The sequence below is a fragment of the Promicromonospora sp. CA-289599 genome (assembly GCF_050936155.1).
Lineage (GTDB): Bacteria > Actinomycetota > Actinomycetes > Actinomycetales > Cellulomonadaceae > Promicromonospora.
On sequence record NZ_JBNJNI010000001.1, the window covers coordinates 2,965,622 to 2,983,725 of the forward strand.

At 70.2% G+C, this 18,104-nt stretch carries 21 protein-coding genes and 4 tRNA genes; 8 read left to right on the forward strand and 17 right to left on the reverse strand.

From position 1 onward, the window contains the following. The first annotated feature begins 56 nt into the window (after positions 1 to 56). Complete coding sequence (purM, locus tag ACQEVI_RS13130; RefSeq protein ID WP_357503867.1) at positions 57 to 1,163, forward strand: phosphoribosylformylglycinamidine cyclo-ligase; 1,107 nt, start codon at positions 57 to 59, stop codon at positions 1,161 to 1,163. A 63-nt stretch (positions 1,164 to 1,226) separates the two neighbouring features. On the opposite strand, the gene ACQEVI_RS13135 is transcribed toward purM, so the two are convergent. Then, positions 1,227 to 1,439, reverse strand: a complete 213-nt coding sequence (locus ACQEVI_RS13135) for a DUF3073 domain-containing protein (RefSeq protein ID WP_377136238.1) — start codon at positions 1,437 to 1,439, stop codon at positions 1,227 to 1,229. 595 nt (positions 1,440 to 2,034) lie between these two features. Between ACQEVI_RS13135 and ACQEVI_RS13140 the strand changes: the two genes are divergently transcribed. Continuing rightward, a complete protein-coding gene (locus ACQEVI_RS13140) occupies positions 2,035 to 2,244 on the forward strand; it encodes a BldC family transcriptional regulator (protein WP_108495333.1) in 210 nt (69 codons plus the stop codon). Between the two features lie 64 nt (positions 2,245 to 2,308). Here ACQEVI_RS13140 and ACQEVI_RS13145 read toward each other — a convergent pair whose 3' ends face one another. From ACQEVI_RS13145 to ACQEVI_RS13165, 5 genes are all read right to left on the reverse strand, one after another. Further along, positions 2,309 to 2,635: a DUF3618 domain-containing protein gene (locus tag ACQEVI_RS13145; RefSeq protein WP_432899313.1), complete on the reverse strand. Its 327-nt coding sequence runs from the start codon at positions 2,633 to 2,635 to the stop codon at positions 2,309 to 2,311. Next, positions 2,632 to 3,084 (reverse strand): phage holin family protein, encoded by a 453-nt coding sequence (locus tag ACQEVI_RS13150; RefSeq protein ID WP_377136234.1) that lies wholly within the window; start codon positions 3,082 to 3,084, stop codon positions 2,632 to 2,634. Before ACQEVI_RS13150 ends, ACQEVI_RS13145 begins: the two co-directional genes overlap by 4 nt. A 293-nt stretch (positions 3,085 to 3,377) precedes the next feature. Beyond that, positions 3,378 to 3,450, reverse strand: a tRNA-Phe gene (locus ACQEVI_RS13155). A gap of 51 nt (positions 3,451 to 3,501) precedes the next feature. After that, positions 3,502 to 3,575 (reverse strand) — tRNA-Asp (locus ACQEVI_RS13160). Positions 3,576 to 3,720: 145 nt separating this feature from the next. After that, a tRNA-Glu gene (locus ACQEVI_RS13165) sits at positions 3,721 to 3,793 on the reverse strand. Between the two features lie 100 nt (positions 3,794 to 3,893). On the opposite strand from ACQEVI_RS13165, the gene ACQEVI_RS13170 reads away from it, so the two are divergent. Then, positions 3,894 to 4,238 carry a metallopeptidase family protein gene (locus tag ACQEVI_RS13170; RefSeq protein WP_357503921.1) on the forward strand — a complete coding sequence of 115 codons (345 nt, stop codon included), beginning with the start codon at positions 3,894 to 3,896 and terminating at the stop codon, positions 4,236 to 4,238. A gap of 98 nt (positions 4,239 to 4,336) precedes the next feature. Here ACQEVI_RS13170 and ACQEVI_RS13175 read toward each other — a convergent pair whose 3' ends face one another. After that, the gene (locus tag ACQEVI_RS13175) at positions 4,337 to 5,716 is read right to left on the reverse strand and encodes a M15 family metallopeptidase (RefSeq protein ID WP_432899316.1); all 1,380 of its coding nucleotides are present in this window, start codon (positions 5,714 to 5,716) and stop codon (positions 4,337 to 4,339) included. A 428-nt stretch (positions 5,717 to 6,144) separates the two neighbouring features. Between ACQEVI_RS13175 and ACQEVI_RS13180 the strand changes: the two genes are divergently transcribed. After that, entirely contained in the window at positions 6,145 to 6,756 is a 612-nt protein-coding gene (locus ACQEVI_RS13180; protein WP_357444624.1) for an antibiotic biosynthesis monooxygenase, read from the forward strand. A gap of 27 nt (positions 6,757 to 6,783) precedes the next feature. On the opposite strand, the gene ACQEVI_RS13185 is transcribed toward ACQEVI_RS13180, so the two are convergent. Next, complete coding sequence (locus ACQEVI_RS13185) at positions 6,784 to 7,644, reverse strand: glycerophosphodiester phosphodiesterase (protein ID WP_432899320.1); 861 nt, start codon at positions 7,642 to 7,644, stop codon at positions 6,784 to 6,786. 190 nt (positions 7,645 to 7,834) lie between these two features. On the opposite strand from ACQEVI_RS13185, the gene ACQEVI_RS13190 reads away from it, so the two are divergent. Continuing rightward, positions 7,835 to 8,329, forward strand: a complete 495-nt coding sequence (locus ACQEVI_RS13190; RefSeq protein ID WP_432899323.1) for a hypothetical protein — start codon at positions 7,835 to 7,837, stop codon at positions 8,327 to 8,329. Here the strand turns inward: ACQEVI_RS13190 and ACQEVI_RS13195 are convergent. The 5 genes from ACQEVI_RS13195 to ACQEVI_RS13215 all read right to left on the reverse strand — a co-directional run bounded on the left by ACQEVI_RS13195 (position 8,304) and on the right by ACQEVI_RS13215 (position 11,456). After that, positions 8,304 to 9,764 carry an FAD-binding protein gene (locus tag ACQEVI_RS13195; RefSeq protein ID WP_432899326.1) on the reverse strand — a complete coding sequence of 487 codons (1,461 nt, stop codon included), beginning with the start codon at positions 9,762 to 9,764 and terminating at the stop codon, positions 8,304 to 8,306. The two genes, ACQEVI_RS13190 and ACQEVI_RS13195, sit on opposite strands and share 26 nt — an antisense overlap. 79 nt (positions 9,765 to 9,843) lie before the next feature. Beyond that, the gene (locus tag ACQEVI_RS13200; RefSeq protein ID WP_432899329.1) at positions 9,844 to 10,362 is read right to left on the reverse strand and encodes a TrmH family RNA methyltransferase; all 519 of its coding nucleotides are present in this window, start codon (positions 10,360 to 10,362) and stop codon (positions 9,844 to 9,846) included. Positions 10,363 to 10,468: 106 nt separating this feature from the next. Continuing rightward, a complete protein-coding gene (locus ACQEVI_RS13205) occupies positions 10,469 to 10,945 on the reverse strand; it encodes an SRPBCC domain-containing protein (RefSeq protein ID WP_432899331.1) in 477 nt (158 codons plus the stop codon). Continuing rightward, positions 10,942 to 11,271, reverse strand: coding sequence for an ArsR/SmtB family transcription factor (locus ACQEVI_RS13210; RefSeq protein WP_432899334.1), 330 nt, complete (start codon positions 11,269 to 11,271; stop codon positions 10,942 to 10,944). The genes ACQEVI_RS13205 and ACQEVI_RS13210 overlap by 4 nt, the downstream gene beginning before the upstream one ends. 109 nt (positions 11,272 to 11,380) lie before the next feature. Beyond that, positions 11,381 to 11,456: transfer RNA gene (locus tag ACQEVI_RS13215), tRNA-Lys, on the reverse strand. A 222-nt stretch (positions 11,457 to 11,678) separates the two neighbouring features. Between ACQEVI_RS13215 and ACQEVI_RS13220 the strand changes: the two genes are divergently transcribed. Beyond that, complete coding sequence (locus ACQEVI_RS13220; protein ID WP_116677444.1) at positions 11,679 to 11,963, forward strand: iron-sulfur cluster biosynthesis family protein; 285 nt, start codon at positions 11,679 to 11,681, stop codon at positions 11,961 to 11,963. Positions 11,964 to 12,098: 135 nt separating this feature from the next. Here ACQEVI_RS13220 and ACQEVI_RS13225 read toward each other — a convergent pair whose 3' ends face one another. Next, positions 12,099 to 12,866 (reverse strand): M50 family metallopeptidase, encoded by a 768-nt coding sequence (locus tag ACQEVI_RS13225; protein ID WP_432899338.1) that lies wholly within the window; start codon positions 12,864 to 12,866, stop codon positions 12,099 to 12,101. 192 nt (positions 12,867 to 13,058) lie between these two features. Between ACQEVI_RS13225 and ACQEVI_RS13230 the strand changes: the two genes are divergently transcribed. Continuing rightward, positions 13,059 to 14,573, forward strand: a complete 1,515-nt coding sequence (locus ACQEVI_RS13230; RefSeq protein WP_432899341.1) for a DEAD/DEAH box helicase — start codon at positions 13,059 to 13,061, stop codon at positions 14,571 to 14,573. A gap of 144 nt (positions 14,574 to 14,717) precedes the next feature. Then, positions 14,718 to 15,116: a peptide-methionine (R)-S-oxide reductase MsrB gene (gene msrB, locus ACQEVI_RS13235; protein ID WP_432899344.1), complete on the forward strand. Its 399-nt coding sequence runs from the start codon at positions 14,718 to 14,720 to the stop codon at positions 15,114 to 15,116. A 15-nt stretch (positions 15,117 to 15,131) separates the two neighbouring features. On the opposite strand, the gene ACQEVI_RS13240 is transcribed toward msrB, so the two are convergent. The 3 genes from ACQEVI_RS13240 to ACQEVI_RS13250 all read right to left on the reverse strand — a co-directional run bounded on the left by ACQEVI_RS13240 (position 15,132) and on the right by ACQEVI_RS13250 (position 18,036). Beyond that, positions 15,132 to 15,689, reverse strand: a complete 558-nt coding sequence (locus ACQEVI_RS13240; RefSeq protein WP_432899347.1) for a MarR family winged helix-turn-helix transcriptional regulator — start codon at positions 15,687 to 15,689, stop codon at positions 15,132 to 15,134. Positions 15,690 to 15,919: 230 nt separating this feature from the next. Then, a complete protein-coding gene (locus ACQEVI_RS13245) occupies positions 15,920 to 17,536 on the reverse strand; it encodes an MDR family MFS transporter (protein ID WP_432899350.1) in 1,617 nt (538 codons plus the stop codon). Continuing rightward, positions 17,533 to 18,036, reverse strand: a complete 504-nt coding sequence (locus tag ACQEVI_RS13250; protein WP_432899353.1) for a MarR family winged helix-turn-helix transcriptional regulator — start codon at positions 18,034 to 18,036, stop codon at positions 17,533 to 17,535. The genes ACQEVI_RS13245 and ACQEVI_RS13250 overlap by 4 nt, the downstream gene beginning before the upstream one ends. Between the last annotated feature and the right edge of the window lie 68 nt (positions 18,037 to 18,104).

The following is an 18,104-nucleotide window of genomic DNA, read 5'->3' on the forward strand; positions in this document are numbered from 1 at the left end:
CACCGCTTCACCAGCAACACCGCTTCACCCGCCCCGACCACCCTCATGGAGCACCAGTGACATCCGAAGGCCTGACGTACGCCGCCGCAGGCGTCGACACCGAGGCGGGCGACAAGGCCGTCGAGCTGATGAAGGACGCCGTGCGCCGCACGCAGGGTCCGGCCGTGCTCGGCGGCGTGGGTGGCTTCGCCGGCCTCTATGACCTGTCGGCGTTCAAGGGCTACCGTGCGCCGCTGCTGGCGACGTCCACCGACGGCGTCGGCACCAAGGTCGCGATCGCACAGGCGATGGACAAGCACGACACCATCGGGTTCGACCTGGTGGGCATGGTCGTGGACGACATCGTCGTGATCGGTGCCAAGCCGTTGTTCATGACGGACTACATCGCGACGGGCAAGGTGGTGCCGGAGCGGATCGCGGACATCGTCCGCGGCATCGCGCAGGCCTGCGAGGTGGCCGACACCGCGCTGGTCGGTGGCGAGACCGCCGAGCACCCCGGCCTCCTGAAGCCCGACGAGTACGACGTCGCAGGGGCCGCCACAGGCATCGTGGAGGCCGACAAGGTCCTCGGCCCGGACCGCGTCCAGCCCGGCGACGTGCTGATCGGTATGGCGTCCAGCGGTCTGCACTCCAACGGTTACTCGCTGGTACGCGCGGTGATCAAGCACGCGGGCTGGTCCCTCGACCGGCATGTGGACGACCTCGGCCGAGCACTGGGCGAAGAGCTTCTGGAGCCGACGCGCGTCTACGCGACGGACTGCCTGGCCCTTGCCGCGGACGAGGCGGCACAGGTCCACGCTTTCACGCACGTGACCGGCGGCGGCCTCGCCGCGAACCTCGCGCGCGTGCTGCCCGCAGGGCTGGTCGCCACGGTAGACCGCGCGTCCTGGGACGTCCCGGCGGTGTTCCGCATGGTGCGCGACCTCGGCGGTGTGCCGAACCGCGACCTGGAGAACACGCTCAACCTCGGCGTGGGCATGGTGGCGGTAGTGGGCGCTGACGGCGCCGCCGCGGCCCTCTCCCGCCTGTCCACGTTGGGCGTGCCCGCGTGGACGCTCGGGAGCGTCGAGACCCTGGATGCCTCTGCGGCGCAGGAAGACCTGGTCGCAGGGACAAAGGGTGTGTCCGGCGGCGCTGTCAGGCTCGTGAACGACTACCGCTGATGATGCGGAGCCAGGACCTGATCAAGAGCTGAGCGCGGTGCCGGCGCTAAGGCGCCGGCACCTTTAACGCGTGTTGCCGTCCTGCTCTACCCAGTCGGAGTACCTATTGTCGTACTCCTCGTCCTCCGGGGCGTCCCACCGCGACTGTGTCGCAACATCCGTGCGGGAGCTTCCGCTGAGCTCCTGCTCGAGGGCGTGATAATTGGTGTCCGGGCTGTAGTACTTCAGCTCGCGAGCAACCTTGGTCTGCTTAGCCTTCTGACGGCCGCGGCCCATGGCTCCGACCCCCCTCAACGTAGGAGCGGGGCGGCACCGTGCATGGACGTGCGGCCCCGTAGCGTTTCGTCTGTCCAGGTTCCAACGTTACATGCTGGTACGGCGTTTCTTCCAGTCCGTGGACGTGATTCGTCCGATCGCCTGATGTGACATTCGGATCACCCGGTCGCTCGCGTCCCGCTCGGGCGCGGCCCATCTCTTGGTGGGAGCATGGCCAACGCTAGACCTACTCATTATGAAGGTTGCCAGTTGGTCAGCACCCGTGGCGCGTGCCGACAGATTCCCGCTCGCGGGCCCGGGGAGCCTTTCCCTGATGCTTTGCCCAGTCCTGGTTGACGCACGGATGTCGACGGGCCCCACCCCCGCGAGCGACCGTATGTGGCGGCGACGCGCGGTCGGATAGTGCCATTGGCGTGTCGCACGTGTCCGAGACTCGCCCGAAACGGGCGCGCGTGGCGAGGCCTGGAGAAAGTGAGGAAATAAACCGCTCCCCCAAGTCGCCTAAATCCCGTTTGCTGCTAACAATGGTGCAAGAGCGGGTGTCGTCAACCGCCTGGTACGGCCAGGCCGACACCGTTCCGGAGGAGGTGCGGGGATGTCCATCCACGGAGAATCCGAGGTCCTGCTCACGCCCGCCGAGGTAGCGAGCTTGTTCCGTGTTGACCCCAAGACAGTAACGCGTTGGGCAAAAGCGGGAAAGCTCTCGTCGATCCGGACACTTGGCGGTCACCGCCGCTACAAGGAGTCCGAGGTACGGGCGCTGCTCGGTGCGGCAGCGGACAGCTCGGGCGACTCTGACAACTAGTCAGGCGTCGTTGACGGATTGGTCGGCAAGCAGAACGAAGGCGCGCCGGGTGCTGCCCCCCAGCTCAGCCCCGCGCGCGCCTGAGTACAGCGGTCACGGCAACTGCCGTACCGAGGACCATCAGACCTAGCGTGGCTCCTATCAGGAGCTTGGCGTTGCGGGCCCGGCGCGGATCTTGCGCCGGGCCGTTCTTGTTGCCGAACGCGCCGGTGGCCATCGCGCCGGCGTCACTGGCGGCCTGCTTGGCGTCGCGCGCGATGCGGGAGGCCTGATAGCCGGGGCTCAGGCGGGTGGTCAGCTCGTCGATGGCCGCAGCCAGCTCCGCACGGGTGCGGAGAACCTCGGCCTCGAGCTCACGGCTGCTGGGCGGCGGTGTTGTCGGAGTGCTCATCGGTGCATCCCCTCCTTGATCGACGCGATGTCGTCCTTCACCCGCTGGACGCTCTCCGGCGGGGTGGTGCCCTTCTTCAGGAGCTGCACGCCCGCCAGTGCCAGGACGGCCGTGACGAGCAGCATGAAGCCGCCTATGGCGAGCGCGGACAGCCAGAGCGGCCATACGGTCCCCAGGCCGTACACGGCGGCCAGGAGCAGCACGCCCACGGTGTACACGAGGATCAGCAGCGCGAAGACCAGCAGTCCGATACCGATGCCGGACTTCTTCGCCTTCTCGGCCAGCTCCGCCTTGGCGAGCGCGATCTCCGCGCGTACGAGCCGGGACGCCTGGTCCGAGATCTGTTCGACGAGCTTCCCCAGAGATGCGGGCCGCTCGGGTTCCGGCGTACCTGTCGGGGCGCCGCTTGCTGCCCCCGTGTGGCTGTCGATCTTCACGTTCTCGATCATCTGCCCTCCCGTGCCGCCGTTTCGTAACTGCGCCGCTGAAGACAACTCAACAGGTCAAGTGCGCATGGGGCAATTCCTGGCGCGGCGTGGCTCCAAGGAAAAGGGATGAAGGAAACCGTGCGCGAATGGACATTCGCTGAAAGGAATTGCCTTGGAACTGACTGAAGGCGATCACCGCTTCTGCGGAGCGCCGGTCAGCCCGACGGCCAGGTCAGGCGTGGAAACGCCGATGGGCCGCACTTCCGAAGAAGTGCGGCCCATCGAGATCGCTGGATCCTGCGATCCCTTGGCTGTGGCTCCGACCGGCGTCGATCCGGTGACCTTTCGATTTTCAGTCGAACGCTCTACCAACTGAGCTACAGAGCCCTAGCGCGAACGCCCGGATAGTCGAGACCGACAACCCGGGCGCCTCTCGCGCGACCCTGACGGGACTTGAACCCGCGACCTCCGCCGTGACAGGGCGGCGCGCTAACCAACTGCGCTACAGGGCCTTGGATGCTTACCCGCACCCGGGGGGCTCTTTCCGAACCGTGAGAACCCTAACCCATCCCGGGCCCGAACCTGAAATCAGATTCGGACTCCGACCGGATGACCTGCCTCACAACACTCGAAACCTGGCTCTGACGAGCCCCTTCGTACCCCCAACGGGATTCGAACCCGTGCTACCGCCGTGAAAGGGCGGGGTCCTAGGCCGCTAGACGATGGGGGCTGGGACCTGGCAAGTCTACAGTCGGTCGGCGGTCTCGCTGCACCGTCCACCAAATGGTCGCCGACCGGCTCCGGTCAGGGATGATGGGTGCGTGGTGGAGATGACGCGAGAGGACTTCGAGGCAGCGGTCAGCGAGGGGCTGGACCTCGTTCCGCCGGATCTCGCGGCGCAGATGGACAACGTGGTGGTGCTCGTCGAGGACGACGCGCCCGCTGACGATCCGGACCTGCTGGGGCTCTACGAGGGAGTGCCGCTCACGGAGCGCGATCACATGTGGGCCGCCGGCGCGCTCCCCGACCGCATCACCATCTTCCGCAACCCGACGCTCGCGTTCTGCGAGACGCGTGAGGACGTCGTCGAGGAGGTGGCGGTGACGGTGGTCCACGAGATCGCCCACCACTTCGGGATCGACGACGAACGGCTCCACGAGCTCGGCTGGGCATGACGGAGCCGGCCCTGACGGAGCCCGGCTTCGACAAGAGCTGAGCTTCGCGGGGCCCGCTTCGTCGCACGGGTCAGTGCGGACGGGTCGGCGCGCACCCGTCAGTACGAGGTGCCGTACTCCCAGTGCCAGGCTTCCGGCTTGCTGCCGCCCGCCTGGGCCCAGGCGGGGTGCGTCCAGCCGTACTTCCCGGCGTTGGCGACCATCCAGGCGTGTTCCGCGGTACCGAACGACTCGATGCCGCCGGACAGGTCGACCGCCTGCCCCCAACCGTGGTTGGAGGTGCCGGGCACGGCCGCGAGGCCGCCCTTCGACGCCGCTACCGACAGCTGCTCCGCGTAGGAGCGGTACCCGTCGGTCACGTCCAGGTTCCGGCCGAACTCCGCGCGGAAGGCGTCGTTCAGGTTCTCCAGCTCGACCGCTGCGTCGCACCGCAGCAGCTGGTTCGGCGCCCAGTCCAGGTCGCAGAGCACGCTCGACGGGATCTGCCCGTTGCCGTAGCTCCGCGCGACCTCGGCCATCTCCTTGGCCTCGGCGACCCGGGCGGCGGCTGCCGCCCGCGCCTTGACGGCGGCGCGTTCGGCGGCGCGGTCCGCCCGGGCCTCGCGCCGCTCCTCGGCAGCCTTCTTCGCGGCGGCGATCTCCTCCGGCGTCGGGCCCGCCTTGACGGACACGACCGCGTCTCCGTCGGCCTTCGTGATGAGCCGCTGGAGCGAAGCCGTCACCTTCTCGATGCGGGTGGCCGACGGTGCCGCCGTGTCGGCGGACGTCCCGGTGCTGGCGTCCGCCTGCTGCGCCCTGGCGGTCAGGTCGACCGAGGCCGCGAGCGGGGTCTCGAGGACGGGGCTGCCGGTCGTCCCCTGCTCGCCGAGCGGTGCGACCCCTGTGACGGTGCCGGCCAGATTGGTCGGTTCGGTGGCTGCGGGGCTCGGGGACGCCTCCGCCGCCTCACCAGCGGAGGCATCCGCCGCACGTTCGGCGAGCGAGGCCCGCTCGCCGTCCCGGGAGGCGGCAGAACTCTGCCGGGTGCCGGCGGTGCCGGTACCTGAACCGTCACCGACCTGCTCCAGCATGGACCGCAGCTGCTGAGCGGCCGCCCGGAGCTGCTTGCGCTCCTTGCGGTCGAGGTCGCCCTCGCGGGTCACGTAGTCGGCGTCGGTCAGGACGGCGGTCGCCTTCTCGGAGGCGGACCGTATCGCCGGGTCGGTGACGATCGCACTGCCGACGACGACAGGGCGGGCCTGTGCGGCACGCTCAGCGGCTGCCGCGCTGCCCGGGGAGCCGACGGCGCTGCCGTCGTTCCCCGTGAGGCTGACCGCCGCTGTCGTGGTCAGGGCGACCGAGGTGAGTGCGGCGGCTATCGCGAAGGACGAGCGGCGCACCATGGGATGGCCCGAGGCCACCGCGACTGCGGCATGTGCTCCGCTGGTGCCCGGGCGTCGCGTACGACGGGGAACGAGTGCGTGGTCGCCGTGCGTCAAGGACGATCCTGACACCCGGGGACAGGGACAAGGCGCGCCGTGCGGGGCGCGACGGGGTTCGGCGTCTGGGGCACGCTGAGCTTCCGTTCTGCGGCTGGGCACGCTGGCACCGTGAGGGGCTGATCCCTCTGGCGGACGGTGACGGGTGCGCCTGCTGCTGTCTGGCCACGGCGCGCGACGGGTCGCGGAGGTCATGGCGGTCGCCGCGTGGAACCGGGCCGGGAGGCCCAGGGGGTTGGTTCCATGCGGCGACATTCAATGCTGGACGACCGTCCAAGAGTTATGGAACCCCCTTCGCGGAGGCGTGCCTCACAAAAACTGGGGGCAGATGGTGGCGTGAACGTGAAGGGCCGACAACCTGGGGTGTGCGCGCTCACATCCAAGGGCGCAGGGTTGAAGGGCGCAGAGCCGTGCGTGACACTTCGAGCATGGCCCATCACGACCAGGCCGCGAACGGATCCGTGCCCACCCCCGCCGGACAACCCGTCACCGTGTCCATCCACCGCATCGTCAACCCCGACCACATCCCCGAGGTCACCCGCTGGGTGCAGTCGGGCGTCAACCTCGCCAACCGGTGGGACGGCTTTCTCGGCTCGGGCTGGATCCGTGCCGCCGAGGGTTCCCGCGACTGGCACATGCTCTACCGCTTCGCCGACGCCGACCGGCTCGCCGCCTGGGAGCAGTCGGCCGAGCGCCGGGACTGGCTGGCGCAGGGCACCGGCCTCGTCGAGGAGCTGCGCTACCAGCAGCGGACGGGCATCGAGGGCTGGTTCGAGGACCCGACACGCACCGACGAGCCGGCCGACGTCGCAGCCGTCGTCGTGCCGCCCCGGTGGAAGCAGGCGACGAGCATCTGGCTCGGGTTCTTCCCGGTGAACCTGCTCTTCACCGCCCTGTTCACCTACCTGGTGCCCGGGTGGGACGACGTCGCGCTGGTGCTCAAGGTGCTGATCTCGACCCTGATCCTGACGCCGATCATGGCGTACTGGGTGCTCCCGTGGGTGACCCGCAGCCTGCACGGCTGGCTGCACCGGACGTAGTCCGCACGCCGCCGCATCGGACAGGCGTCAGGCGGTACCCGCCACGACCCGCTGCGCCGGGACACGGCGCCGCCGCAACCGGATCCCGCCTCGGCCCGGCAGCGGGGGCGCAGCCTGCTGGTCGTTCCGGCCCCCCAGCCGACCGGCGAGCCAGCCGGCGAACCGTTCCGGCCGGTCGGTGATGACGGCGTCGACGCCCGCGCCGTCGTCGGTGTCGACGAGAGCGGTCCACGCGGCGGGGTCGTTCGCCGTCCAGGACATGACCCGCAGGCCGGCCGCGTGCAGGCGGGACACCAGGCGCGGGCTGCCCGCGACCGTCGCGACCGACGGGTTGCAGGCGACCACACGAAGGCGCTCGCAGAGGCGCAGCAGCCCGGGCGGGTCGAACGAGACGAGCAGGCCGCCCGGCAGGTGCGGCGCGACGTCGCGCACCGTGGCCACGGTGCCCGGCCAGAAGCTCTGGACGAGGACGCGGTGGTCGAACCCGGCGTCGGCGATCGTGGCGGTGACCCGCTCGACCTGCTCCGTGGTCCACGAGCCCTTGAGCTCCAGCAGCAGGTCGGTGTCCGGGTGCCGTGCGAGCACGCCCAGCACGTCGGCGAGCGTGGGCACGCGCTGTCCCCTGAACGCGGGGGAGAAGCGTGCGCCGGCGTCGAGCCCGAGCACCTCGTGCGAGGTCAGGGCGGAGACCTTGCCCGTGCCGTCGGTGGTGGCGTCGACGGTCTCGTCGTGGATCACGGCGCCCACGCCGTCGGCGGTGGGCTGCAGATCGATCTCGACGGCGTCCGCGCCCGCGCGGCACGCGGCCTCGACCGCGGCGAGCGTGTTCTGCGGCGCTACCGCGGAGTACCCACGGTGGGCGATGACTGCGGGACTGGCGACGGCCATGCTGACCTCCGGGTCTGCGGTTCGCTCACCACGCTAGGCCGCCCTCGCGCGCCTTCCCAGTGGGAGACGGGCGAGTTCCGGGAGTGTTCCGGGACCGTTCACCGCCCGGCCCTGAGGCCGCCGTGTCGGCCACCCGGGCGAAACCCGCCGGATGCGCGAATTCCCAGCGCCTGGTGGTTTCATGTCCGCCATGGTCCGACCTGTCATCACCGCCCCGGCCGGCTCGCGGGCCCGCGGGGCCCTCGTCGCAGCTGCCACGCTCGTCCTGCTCGCCGGCTGCTCGCCCGACGGCGGCGCCGACGCCGGGGCGAGCGCGTCGCCGTCGGGCAGCGCGAGCGCACCGTCGTCCGCACGGCCCGACCCGGACGCGCCGCTGGACGCGAACCAGGCGTGCGCCGCGATGTACGTGGACGACGACAAGACGCTCGAGGAGCGCATCGGCACTGCCCTTGTCGGCGCGAGCGACGGGCTCGACGGCCAGGCCGCCGACCAGATGCACGCGACAGCGGTGGAGCTCGGCCGGCTCGAGACGCGTGTGCCCGAGGACTTCAGGGGCCCGGTCGAGAAGATCCGGGTGCCGTTCCTGCAGCTGCAGGAATCGCTCGACCTGGCTCAGGACGAGCAGGTGGAGCTCGACGTCGCCTCGACGGTCGAGGGCCTCAAGGAGTACCGGGAGCTCTGCTGACGTCCTCACTGATGTTCTCGAAGATGCCCTGACCGGGCGTGAGCACCCCGCGGGGGTCGTACCGCTCCTTGGCGCTGCGCACGGCGGGCCAGCGCTCCCCGTAGTGGGTGCGCCAGTCGGCAGGGGTCAGGTGCAGGGCGTTGACCGGGTAGTTGGTGCCGCCGACGGCGCGGACCTTGGCGTACAGCACGTCGTTCTCGGCGATGAGGCGCTCCGCCTCGGCGTCGTCGGGCGGGCTCACCGCGCGGAGCAGCGCGAGCAGGAAGAACACCGGGCCCTCGGGGACCATCACCTGCGGGCGGGTGATCAGCGACCGGGTGGTCGGGTAGAGCAGGGCGACGCCGCCCGCGTCGGCGGGGGTGAGGGTGGTCAGGAGCTCCGTGACCACGTCGTCCGCCGCCGCGTCCGGGACGAGCACGTTGAGCCACGGCCCGGGCAGCCGGAGCGCCTCGATCTGCTCGACGGTCTCGTAGATCCGGTTCAGCCACTCGAAGTACGGCAGGTCGGCGACGTCGACACCCGAGGGGGTGAGGCCGGCGAGCAGGGCGTCGTCGTCGGGCGGCTCGCTGGTGAACCAGGCCCCGCCCTCCAGGACGAAGGCGAAGCCGTCGTCGTCTGTCGGGACGAGCTGACCCTCCAGGTAGTCGAAGCGGCCGTCGGCCAGAGCTGTGCGCTGGGCGGCCGTCAGGTCGGTGACCTGTGGATACGTCAGCGTGTAGACGCGGGCCGTGGCCGGGGCCGGCACGAGCCGGACGGTCGCGCGCACGATGACGGCGAACTGGCCGAGCCCGCCGAGCACCGCCTCGAACAGGTCGCGCTCGTGATCGGCCGAGCACGTGACGAGCCGGCCGTCGCCCGTGGCCACCTCGAGCTCGAACACGTTGTCCACGAGCAGCCCGAAGTGCTGCGAGGCGCCACCGATCCCGCCGACGCACAGCGTGCCGCCGACCGAGAGGCCGAGGTAGTCCGTGGTGACCGGCGGCGTGACGCCGACGGCGAGGGCCGCGCGGACCAGGTCGAGCCACTGCACACCGGCGTCTACCACCGCCCGGTCGGGCGCGATCTCGTGGATGGTGGCGAGCGTGCGGGAGTCGATAACGATGCCGCAGTCGGCTTGCGCCTGGCCGAACGTCGAGTGGCCCTGCCCGCGCATCGCGACCGTGAGGCCGTGCTCGTTCGCGAAGCGCACCACGGCTACGACGTCGCTGACCGAGCCCGGCCGGAGGACCGCACGCGGGCGGCGGTGGACCAGGTGTCCGTAGTCGGTGGCTGCCTCCGTGAGGGAGGCCTCGTCCGTGACGAGCTCGCCGTCGAGGGCGGGACTCGGGACCGCCCCCGAGCTCTCCGGGAAGCTGGTGAGCCACTGCGACGTCATCGGATCGAACGCGACGACGGCAGTGCCTGCCAGAGTTGTGCGGCGGTCGAGCTGTGTCATGTGAGCCCCTCAGCTTCGGGTGGGCGACCACGGTACCGGTCGCGGAGCGCACGGTGGTGCGCATTCCGTGGACGACCTGTCACGACAGGCCCGCGAGCCGGTAGGCGACGAGGCTGCCCGCGACCGCTACGTTCAGGCTCGCACCCCATCCGGTCATCGGGATCTCGACACACTCGTCGACGTTCGCGAGCACGTCGTCCGGCACACCCTGGTGCTCGTGCCCGAGCAGGAGGACCGTGGGGCTCCGGGCCGGTTCGAGGCGCGGCAGGGGCGTCGCGCCCTCGGCCAGCTCGACGGCGACGAGCCGGAAGCTGTCGTCCCGCTGCTCGTCGAGCCAGCGTTCCTTCGACGGCGCCACCCAGTGGATGCAGGGTCGCCGCCCGCGCAGCGTGTCGCCCCTGGCCAGCGCTTCCTTGTAGTGCGGCGTGCGCGGGACGGCCAGGCAGGCGCCGACGGCGTCGCACGTGCGCAGCAGGGTCCCGAGGTTCGCTTCGTACGCGACCCAGAGCGGCGCGACGACGAGGTGACCCCAGCAGCCGTGCTGCCTGGTCCGTCGTTGTCGGCGGAGCTCGGTCGGCTTCGACTTGGACCCGCTCACCTGATGGTGGCGGTGTCTCCCGGACGAATGAACATGAGGGGGTGCCTTTCAGCGGCGGCACCGGTCCATCGACGGCGGCGAGGAGTTCGCCGCGGGATCGCTGACGCTACACCGCGGGAGCGGCGCTGACCAGGCGCGCGAGCTGGGACGTGGTCGAGCCCCAGCCCTCCGCGAAGCCCAGTTCGGCGTGCCGGGCGCGGTCCGCGGGGTCGCCGTGGCGCACGATGACCCGGTAGTCGGTGCCGTCCGGGTGGTCCCGCAGCACGACCTCCGCCGTCATCGGGACCGGCGCCGGGCTCGTCGGGCGCCACTCGCTGTTGATCGCGTTGGTGAAGACGATGCGCTCGTACTCGTCCACAACGAGGAAGCAGGCGTCCAGGTGCGGGACGAACGCCTCGCCGTCGTCGCTCATCTGCGTGACGAAGCCGCCCCCGGCGCGGACGTCGAGGCGCTCGACGCGGCACCGGGTAGGGGCAGGGATCCACCACTGGGCCAGCTTGGCCGGCTGGGTCCAGGCGTCCCACACCTGCTTGCGGGGCGCGCGGATGATGCGGTCGATGCTGAGGTCGAGCTCGGGGTTCATGCGTTCTCCTCGGTGACGAACTGCTCCAGGCGGTCGGTGCGGCCTGTCCAGATGTCGCGCTGCTCGGCGAGCCAGTCCTCGACGAGCGCGAACTGCTCCTTGTTGAGCTCGCAGGTGCGCACCCGGCCCGACTTCGCGGTGCGGATCAGGCCGTTCGACTCGAGCACCCGCACGTGCTTCATGAACGACGGCAACGTCATCGGGGCGTCCTTGGCGAGATCGCCGACGCTTGCCGGCCCGCGGCCGAGGCGCCGGACCACCGCGCGCCTGGTCGGGTCCGCGAGGGCCACGAAGACGCCGTCGAGCACTGCTGAATGCTGAGCCATGTGGCTAAGTATTGGCGCGGAAAACACTTAGCGCAAGGGTTAAGTGTTTTGTCGGGGGCAGGTGCCTGCTGTGGCGTGCGGGGAGGGGAAGGACTGGTCGAGGTCGCGATGGTGGGCCCCCCGGGGATCGAACCCGGAACCCGCGGATTAAAAGTCCGCTGCTCTGCCAGTTGAGCTAGAGGCCCGCGTGCCCGGCATCCGGGCGGCGCGAGTAGAAAGCCTACCGGTCAGGTGCGGTGAGGTCGTAGACGCCGCCGAGCGGGGCACCGTACGTCTTCGAGTGGCGTCTGTCACGCGCTGTCTCACTCACCGGGAGATTTCGCCCTAAATGCGTCTCACGCTTGCGGTGGCGGTGCGGGCTTGGTTCGGTGGACGGGACCGCGGAGAACCAATCTGAGGAGCTCAACGTGCTCACCGTGACCGACAATGCCCGTACGGCCGTCCAGGACCTCGCTCAGCAGGCTGGTGTGCCGGTCGAAGGCGGACTGCGCATCGCGCAGGCGTCCGGCCAGCCCGGCAACTTCGAGCTCGCCCTGGTTCCGGCCCCGCAGCCCGACGACCAGGTCGTCGACGCCTCCGGCGCCACCAACGTGTTCGTCGAGGCGGAAGCCGCTCCTGCGCTGGACACACTGACCCTGGACACCGACCCAGGTGCTGAGGGCCCGGGATTTGTGCTCACGCCCACGGCGTGACCCCTGGCGCCCCTGACCGGGCGCCAGACCAAGCAAGTTGAAGTCCGCTCGTACCGAGCGATGGGGCCCAGAACTCACGTGAGTTCTGGGCCCCATCGCTCGGTACGAGCGGACCTTCTTGCGGTCGGCGGCTCGTCAGAGCGCGACCCCGAGGATCCACGCGCCGCCGAGCGCCAGCGCACCCAGGGTGACGAGCAGGAACATCGCCACCCAGAACAGCCCGCCGACGCCGGTCAGGCGAGCGAGCATGTCGGCGTCCGACGTCCGGGCCTGACCGCGGGAGCGCTGGATCTGGAGCTCGAACACGGGGCGCACCGCGCCCAGCAGGAGGAACCAGGTCACCGCGTAGGCGACGGCGCTCTGCACCTCGGGCTCCAGGAACCAGGTCACGAACACGAGCGCGGTGCCGCTGACGAGGATCGACCAGAGCCCGAACCAGTTGCGGATCTGCAGGAGCAGCAGCGCGAGGAGCGCCACGAGCAGCCACAGCAGCCCGACGGCGTAGCCGAGCTTGAGGAGCCACGCGGCCCCGAGACCGATGAGGCCGGGCCCCACGTAGCCGGCGAACGCGGTGATGACCATGCCCGGGCCGCGGGGCCTGCCACGCGACACGGTCAGGCCCGAGGTGTCCGAGTGCAGCCGGATGCCTTCGAGCTTGCGGCCCGTGACCAGGGCGCCGAGGCCGTGCGACGCCTCGTGGGCGATGGTGATGACGTGCCGCGTCACGTGCCACAAGGGCCGGTACAGGACGACGATCAGAGCGACCGCGCACATGCCGAGCACCATCAGGTTCGACGGCGGGTCCACCGGGGTGACCGCGTTGGTCCAGATGGTGCCGAGCACGTCACCGATGGCGGCGAACGGTGCGGCCGAGCTGGTCGCTGCGGGAATCATGCGCCACATAGAACCACACGGAACGTGACGTTCGCCGCAGCCATCGGTCACGAGGACGTGAGATAGTTGGTGGTCGTGGGCGGCTTCAGCTGCCCGACGTCGTGGCCCCGGCCCGGGTTAGCACCCCGCCGCCCGGTGTGAGAGCACGGCGGACAACCGGCGCGATCCGCGCCGCCACCGAGCCCGAGAGGCCCATCTCCTTTGACTACGTTTGCCGACCTCGGTCTGCCCGCGCCCGTCCTGCGCGTTCTGACAGACCGCGGCATCACTTCGCCGTTCCCCATCCAGACGGCATCCCTGCCGGACTCCCTCGCCGGCCGCGACGTGCTCGGCCGCGGCCGCACAGGCTCCGGCAAGACCCTGGCGTTCGCACTTCCGGTCGTGACGCGTCTCGCGACGTCCGGCGCTCGTTCGGCGGCTGCGGGACAGTCACGTCGCGCGTCGGGCCGCCCCCGCGCACTGATCCTGGCCCCCACGCGTGAGCTCGCGAACCAGATCGACGAGTCGATCGCGCCGCTGGCGCAGGCCCTGGGTCTGAAGACCACCACGATCTTCGGCGGCGTGGCGCAGTCGCGCCAGGTCACCGCGCTCAACGCCGGCGTCGACATCGTCATCGCCTGCCCCGGCCGGCTCGAGGACCTGCTCGGCCAGCGGCACCTCACGCTCGAGGACGTCGAGATCACCGTGCTCGACGAGGCCGACCACATGGCCGACCTCGGGTTCCTGCCCGGTGTGAAGCGCATCCTGGACCGGACGTCCGCGAAGACCCAGCGCCTGCTGTTCTCGGCCACGCTGGACAACGGCGTCGACGTGCTCGTCAAGCGCTACCTGAACCAGCCGGTCACCCACTCCGTGGACGACGCCGCCGCGCCGCCCCCGCAGATGACGCACCACATCCTCGCCGTGTCCGACAAGGACGCGAAGAAGAACGTGGTGCACCAGCTCGCGCAGGGCACCGGCCGCCGCGTCCTCTTCATGCGGACGAAGCACCAGGCCAAGAAGCTCGCCAAGCAGCTCACCGCCGCGGGCGTGCCCGCCGTCGACCTGCACGGCAACCTCGGTCAGGGCGCGCGTGAGCGCAACCTCGCCGCGTTCTCGTCCGGCGAGGTCCGGGTGCTCGTCGCGACGGACATCGCCGCGCGTGGCATCCACGTGGACGACGTCGAGCTCGTGGTGCACGTGGACCCGCCCGCCGAGCACAAGGCGTACCTCCACCGCTCAGGGCGGACGGCGCGTGCCGGCTCCGGCGGCGACGTCGTGACCATCATGCTGCCCGAGGAGCGCGGCGACGTGCGTGACCTGACCCGCAAGGCGAAGATCACCGCCCGCCCGCAGGACGTCCGTCCTGGCGACGCGACGGTGACCAGCCTGGTCGGCGAGGTCGCGCCGTACGTCGAGTACGTGCCGCCGGCCCCGCAGCCGGTCCGCCAGAGCCAGCCGCGCAAGCAGGGCGGACGCTCACGCTCCGGCGCACAGGGCACCGGTCAGACCGGCGGCCAGGGTGCCGGGCAGGGCGGCGGCCGGCAGGGCCAGCCGCGCAGCCAGGGTGCCGGCCAGTCGACCGGGCAGCGGAGTGCGGGTCGTCCGGCGTCGGGCGGCGGACGGACCGCGGCCGACCACTTCCCGCGGACGGGTGCTGCGGGTGCTCCCCGCAGTCGTCGGCGTGGCGGTCGCGGCCGCGGCGCGGGCAACCCGAACGCCTCGGCCGCGAGCTGACAGCTCGTAGCGCCGGCTCCTAGCGCCGGCTCATAGCATCATCGAGAGCCCCCGGACCCGTCAGGGCCGGGGGCTCTCGCGTGCTCCGGCCCGGACGGGAACACCGCGGGCCGCAGCAAGGTTGGAACCCGCGGAGGTGTCTACATGACGTACAAGGTCTCGAAGTCCGACGAGGAGTGGCGCAAGGAGCTCTCGTCAGAGGAGTACGCGGTGCTGCGGAGGGCGGGCACGGAACGGGCGTGGACGGGCGAGCTGCTCGACGAGAAGCGCACGGGTGTCTACCGGTGTCGCGCGTGTGACGCCGAGCTGTTCCGCTCGGACACCAAGTTCGACTCGCACTGCGGCTGGCCGTCGTTCTACAGCCCCCTCGCGGGGGACTCGGTCGAGCTGATCGAGGACCGTTCGCTCGGCATGGTCCGCACCGAGGTGCGCTGTGCCACGTGCGGCTCCCACCTGGGGCACGTCTTCGACGACGCGCCGCAGACGCCGACCGGCGACCGGTTCTGCATGAACTCGGTGAGCCTCACGTTCGAGGAGAGCTGACCACCGGCGGACCGGTCAGTGGCTCTGCTTCCACGCGACGATGTCCGCCGAGTAGCGGTTGAGGAGCCTGGCCAGCTGGCTGACCTCTTCGGTCTCCCAGGTGGCCAGCGCCCCCTCCAGCATCGCCACCCGGCTGGAGCGCGCCCGGTCCAGCCGGGCGGCGCCGTCGGGCGTGAGGGTGATGCGCTGTCCGCGGCTGTCGTCCGGGTCGACGGTGCGTTCGACGAGGCCGAGCTCGGCCAGGCGGCTGAGCTGCCGCGACACGGTGGCACGACCGACACCGAAGAAGGTGGCGAGGTCCGAGCCCCGGGCGCCTGGTCGTTCGGCGACGTGTGCAAGGAGCGGGTACGCGCTGGCATCCAGCTCGGGATGGACCCTGCGCGCGATCGACGTGCCGGAGGACTGCGCGCGGCGGATCAGCAGCCGGATCTCCCGCTCCAGACCCTCGAACGGTCCCAGGTCGGTCCCGTCGTCAGCGACCGCGTCGTCGACGATCGCGCCGTCGGCACCGTTGCCGTCGGCGACCTGGTCCTCGGGAGTGTCCGGGCTGGACCTGTCTGTACTCGGGAACATGCGCCAATGATGACGCGTCCGGTCCCTGGAGCACAGTCCACGGGCCCGAAATCCCCCGACGAGTCCTCCGTCGGTCGAGCTTGTCGAGACCTGGGTCTCGACAAGCTCGACCGACGGAGGAAGCTCGACCGACGGAGGAAGCTCGACCGACGGAGGAAGCTCGACCGACGGAGGAAGCTCGACCGACGGAGGAAGCTCGACCGACGGAGGAAGCTCGACCGACGGGGGAGTCAGCTCGCGGCCGGTTCGAGGTCCTTCAGCTGGTCGATGCCCGAGCGGTGGCCCAGCGGGACCTCCTTGATGAGGGAGACGCAGAGCAGCGCGATCAGAGCCAGTGGCACGGCGGCGAGGAAGATGTCCGCGATACCGTTCGCGTAGGCCTTCTCGACGACCTCCACCAGGATGTGCGGCAGGGTCGCCAGGTCGGGCAGGGTGCCGCCCCCGGAGGCGAGCGCTGACGGGTCGATGCCCTGCCTCGCCAGCTCCGGGGCGATCTCGGTGATGCCGTCCTGCAGGCTGGTCTTCACGCTGTGCCCCAGGATCGCGCCGAGCGCCGAGACGCCGATGGCGCCGCCGAGCGAACGGAAGAACGTCACGGTGGACGTACCCGAGCCCGAGTCCTTGATGTGCAGCGTGTTCTGCGTGGCCAGCACCATGTTCTGCATGAGCAGGCCGACACCCGAGCCGAGGACGAACAGGTAGATCGAGACCAGCACGAACGACGTGTGGTAGTCGAGCGTCGACAGGAGCAGCAGGCCGACCGTCAGGAGTACGCCGCCGGTCACCATGTACGGCTTGTACCTGCCCGTCTTGGAGATCAGCTGCCCGCCGACCGTCGACGACAGGAACAGGCCGACGACCATCGGGATCGTGTACAGGCCCGACTCGGTGGGCGTCATGCCGCGCGAGAGCTGCATGTACTGGCTGAGGAACACCGACGAGCCGAACATCGCGACACCCACGGCGACCGAGCCGATGACGGCGAGGACCAGCGTGCGGTTCTTGAACAGGTACATCGGGATGAGCGGGTTCTTGACCCGCAGCTCCACGAGCACGGCGATCGCCAGGACCAGCAGGGAACCGCCGACCATGGCCGCCGTCTGCCAGGACATCCAGTCGAACTCGGTGCCCGCGAAGGTGATCCACAGGAGCAGCGTGGCGATGCCGATCGAGATCAGCGTGGCGCCGATGACGTCGATCCGGGCGGAGCCGCGCGGCCGCTTCGGGAGCTTGAGCGTCATCTGGAGCACGATGATCGAGGCCACCGCGAACGGCAGACCCACGAAGAAGTTCCAGCGCCAGCTGATGGCGTCGGTGAGGAAACCACCGAGGATCGGGCCGCCGACCATACCGATACCCATGATCGAGCCCATGAGGCCCATGTACCGGCCGCGCTGACGCGGGCTGATGATGTCCGCGATGAGCACGGCGGACAGGGACTGCAGGCCGCCGGCGCCGATGCCCTGGAAGGCGCGGAAGGTGATGAGCTGGCCGGTGTCCTGCGCGAACCCGGCGGCGGCCGCGGAGAGCACGGAGATGATCAGCGCTATCTGGATCAGCGTCTTGCGGTTCGTGAGGTCGGCGAGCTTGCCCCAGATCGGGGTGGAGATCGTCGAGGTCAGCAGGGTGGCGGTGACCACCCAGGTGAACGCCGACTGGTTGCCCTCGAGGTCGGTGATGATCTTCGGCAGCGACGAGGAGACCACCGACATCGCCAGGACCGAGACGAACATGCCCAGCAGGATCCCGGACAGAGCCCGGAGGACCTCGCTGTGCGTCATGGCGGGTGGTTCGCCCTGGAGGTGGTCGGGCTCGACCACGGTGGACTGGGTGGTGGGGCTGGTCATGCACACTCCTGCTGGTTCTGGGGTGATCTCCGGTGCGCCGTGTCCGCACTGATGGTGTCGACGAGGCGGTGCAGCGTGCGGGTGGCCTCGGCGAGGTCCTCGGGCGACCAGGCGGCGAACGCCCGGTCGATCAGGTTCGTGTACTGCTGGGCGGCCTCGGCCGCCAGGGCTCGTCCGGCGTCGGTCAGCTCCACCGTGCGGACCCGGCGGTCCTCGGTGTCGACCGTTCGGACGACGTATCCGGCGTCGGCCAGCGTGCTGACCTGACGGCTCGCTACGGAGAGGTCGACGCGCAGGTGCGCCGCGAGATCGGTCAGGGAGGTCGGGCCGCACTTGGCGAGCAGGTGCAGCACGGCGACGCCGGACCGGGGCCAGTCGAGCTCGTGAGCGATCCGTGCCGCCGCTTCCCGCTGGGCGCGCGAAAGACTCTGGAGCGCGGAGATCAGGGTGACGGCCGGAACTTCGGTGCCGGACGGCGTCCGGCCGGGTGGGGAAGTCATCGGTGCCTCACAATTGATTGCTTAGAGCAACTATATGAAGAATGGTTGCCCAGCGCAAGTGTTCTGCG

Bases quoted from the DNA above. Each gene is read 5' to 3' on its own strand.
- ACQEVI_RS13250 (WP_432899353.1), bottom strand. From the start codon at position 18,036: ATGACTTCCCCACCCGGCCGGACGCCGTCCGGCACCGAAGTTCCGGCC.
- ACQEVI_RS13150 (WP_377136234.1), bottom strand. From the start codon at position 3,084: ATGATCGAGAACGTGAAGATCGACAGCCACACGGGGGCAGCAAGCGGC.
- ACQEVI_RS13170 (WP_357503921.1), top strand. From the start codon at position 3,894: ATGACGCGAGAGGACTTCGAGGCAGCGGTCAGCGAGGGGCTGGACCTC.
- ACQEVI_RS13190 (WP_432899323.1), top strand. From the start codon at position 7,835: ATGGTCCGACCTGTCATCACCGCCCCGGCCGGCTCGCGGGCCCGCGGG.
- msrB (WP_432899344.1), top strand. From the start codon at position 14,718: ATGACGTACAAGGTCTCGAAGTCCGACGAGGAGTGGCGCAAGGAGCTC.
- ACQEVI_RS13245 (WP_432899350.1), bottom strand. From the start codon at position 17,536: ATGACCAGCCCCACCACCCAGTCCACCGTGGTCGAGCCCGACCACCTC.
- ACQEVI_RS13135 (WP_377136238.1), bottom strand. From the start codon at position 1,439: ATGGGCCGCGGCCGTCAGAAGGCTAAGCAGACCAAGGTTGCTCGCGAG.
- ACQEVI_RS13145 (WP_432899313.1), bottom strand. From the start codon at position 2,635: ATGAGCACTCCGACAACACCGCCGCCCAGCAGCCGTGAGCTCGAGGCC.
- ACQEVI_RS13180 (WP_357444624.1), top strand. From the start codon at position 6,145: ATGGCCCATCACGACCAGGCCGCGAACGGATCCGTGCCCACCCCCGCC.
- ACQEVI_RS13140 (WP_108495333.1), top strand. From the start codon at position 2,035: ATGTCCATCCACGGAGAATCCGAGGTCCTGCTCACGCCCGCCGAGGTA.
- ACQEVI_RS13240 (WP_432899347.1), bottom strand. From the start codon at position 15,689: ATGTTCCCGAGTACAGACAGGTCCAGCCCGGACACTCCCGAGGACCAG.
- ACQEVI_RS13225 (WP_432899338.1), bottom strand. From the start codon at position 12,866: ATGTGGCGCATGATTCCCGCAGCGACCAGCTCGGCCGCACCGTTCGCC.
- ACQEVI_RS13205 (WP_432899331.1), bottom strand. From the start codon at position 10,945: ATGAACCCCGAGCTCGACCTCAGCATCGACCGCATCATCCGCGCGCCC.
- ACQEVI_RS13210 (WP_432899334.1), bottom strand. From the start codon at position 11,271: ATGGCTCAGCATTCAGCAGTGCTCGACGGCGTCTTCGTGGCCCTCGCG.
- ACQEVI_RS13185 (WP_432899320.1), bottom strand. From the start codon at position 7,644: ATGGCCGTCGCCAGTCCCGCAGTCATCGCCCACCGTGGGTACTCCGCG.
- ACQEVI_RS13195 (WP_432899326.1), bottom strand. From the start codon at position 9,764: ATGACACAGCTCGACCGCCGCACAACTCTGGCAGGCACTGCCGTCGTC.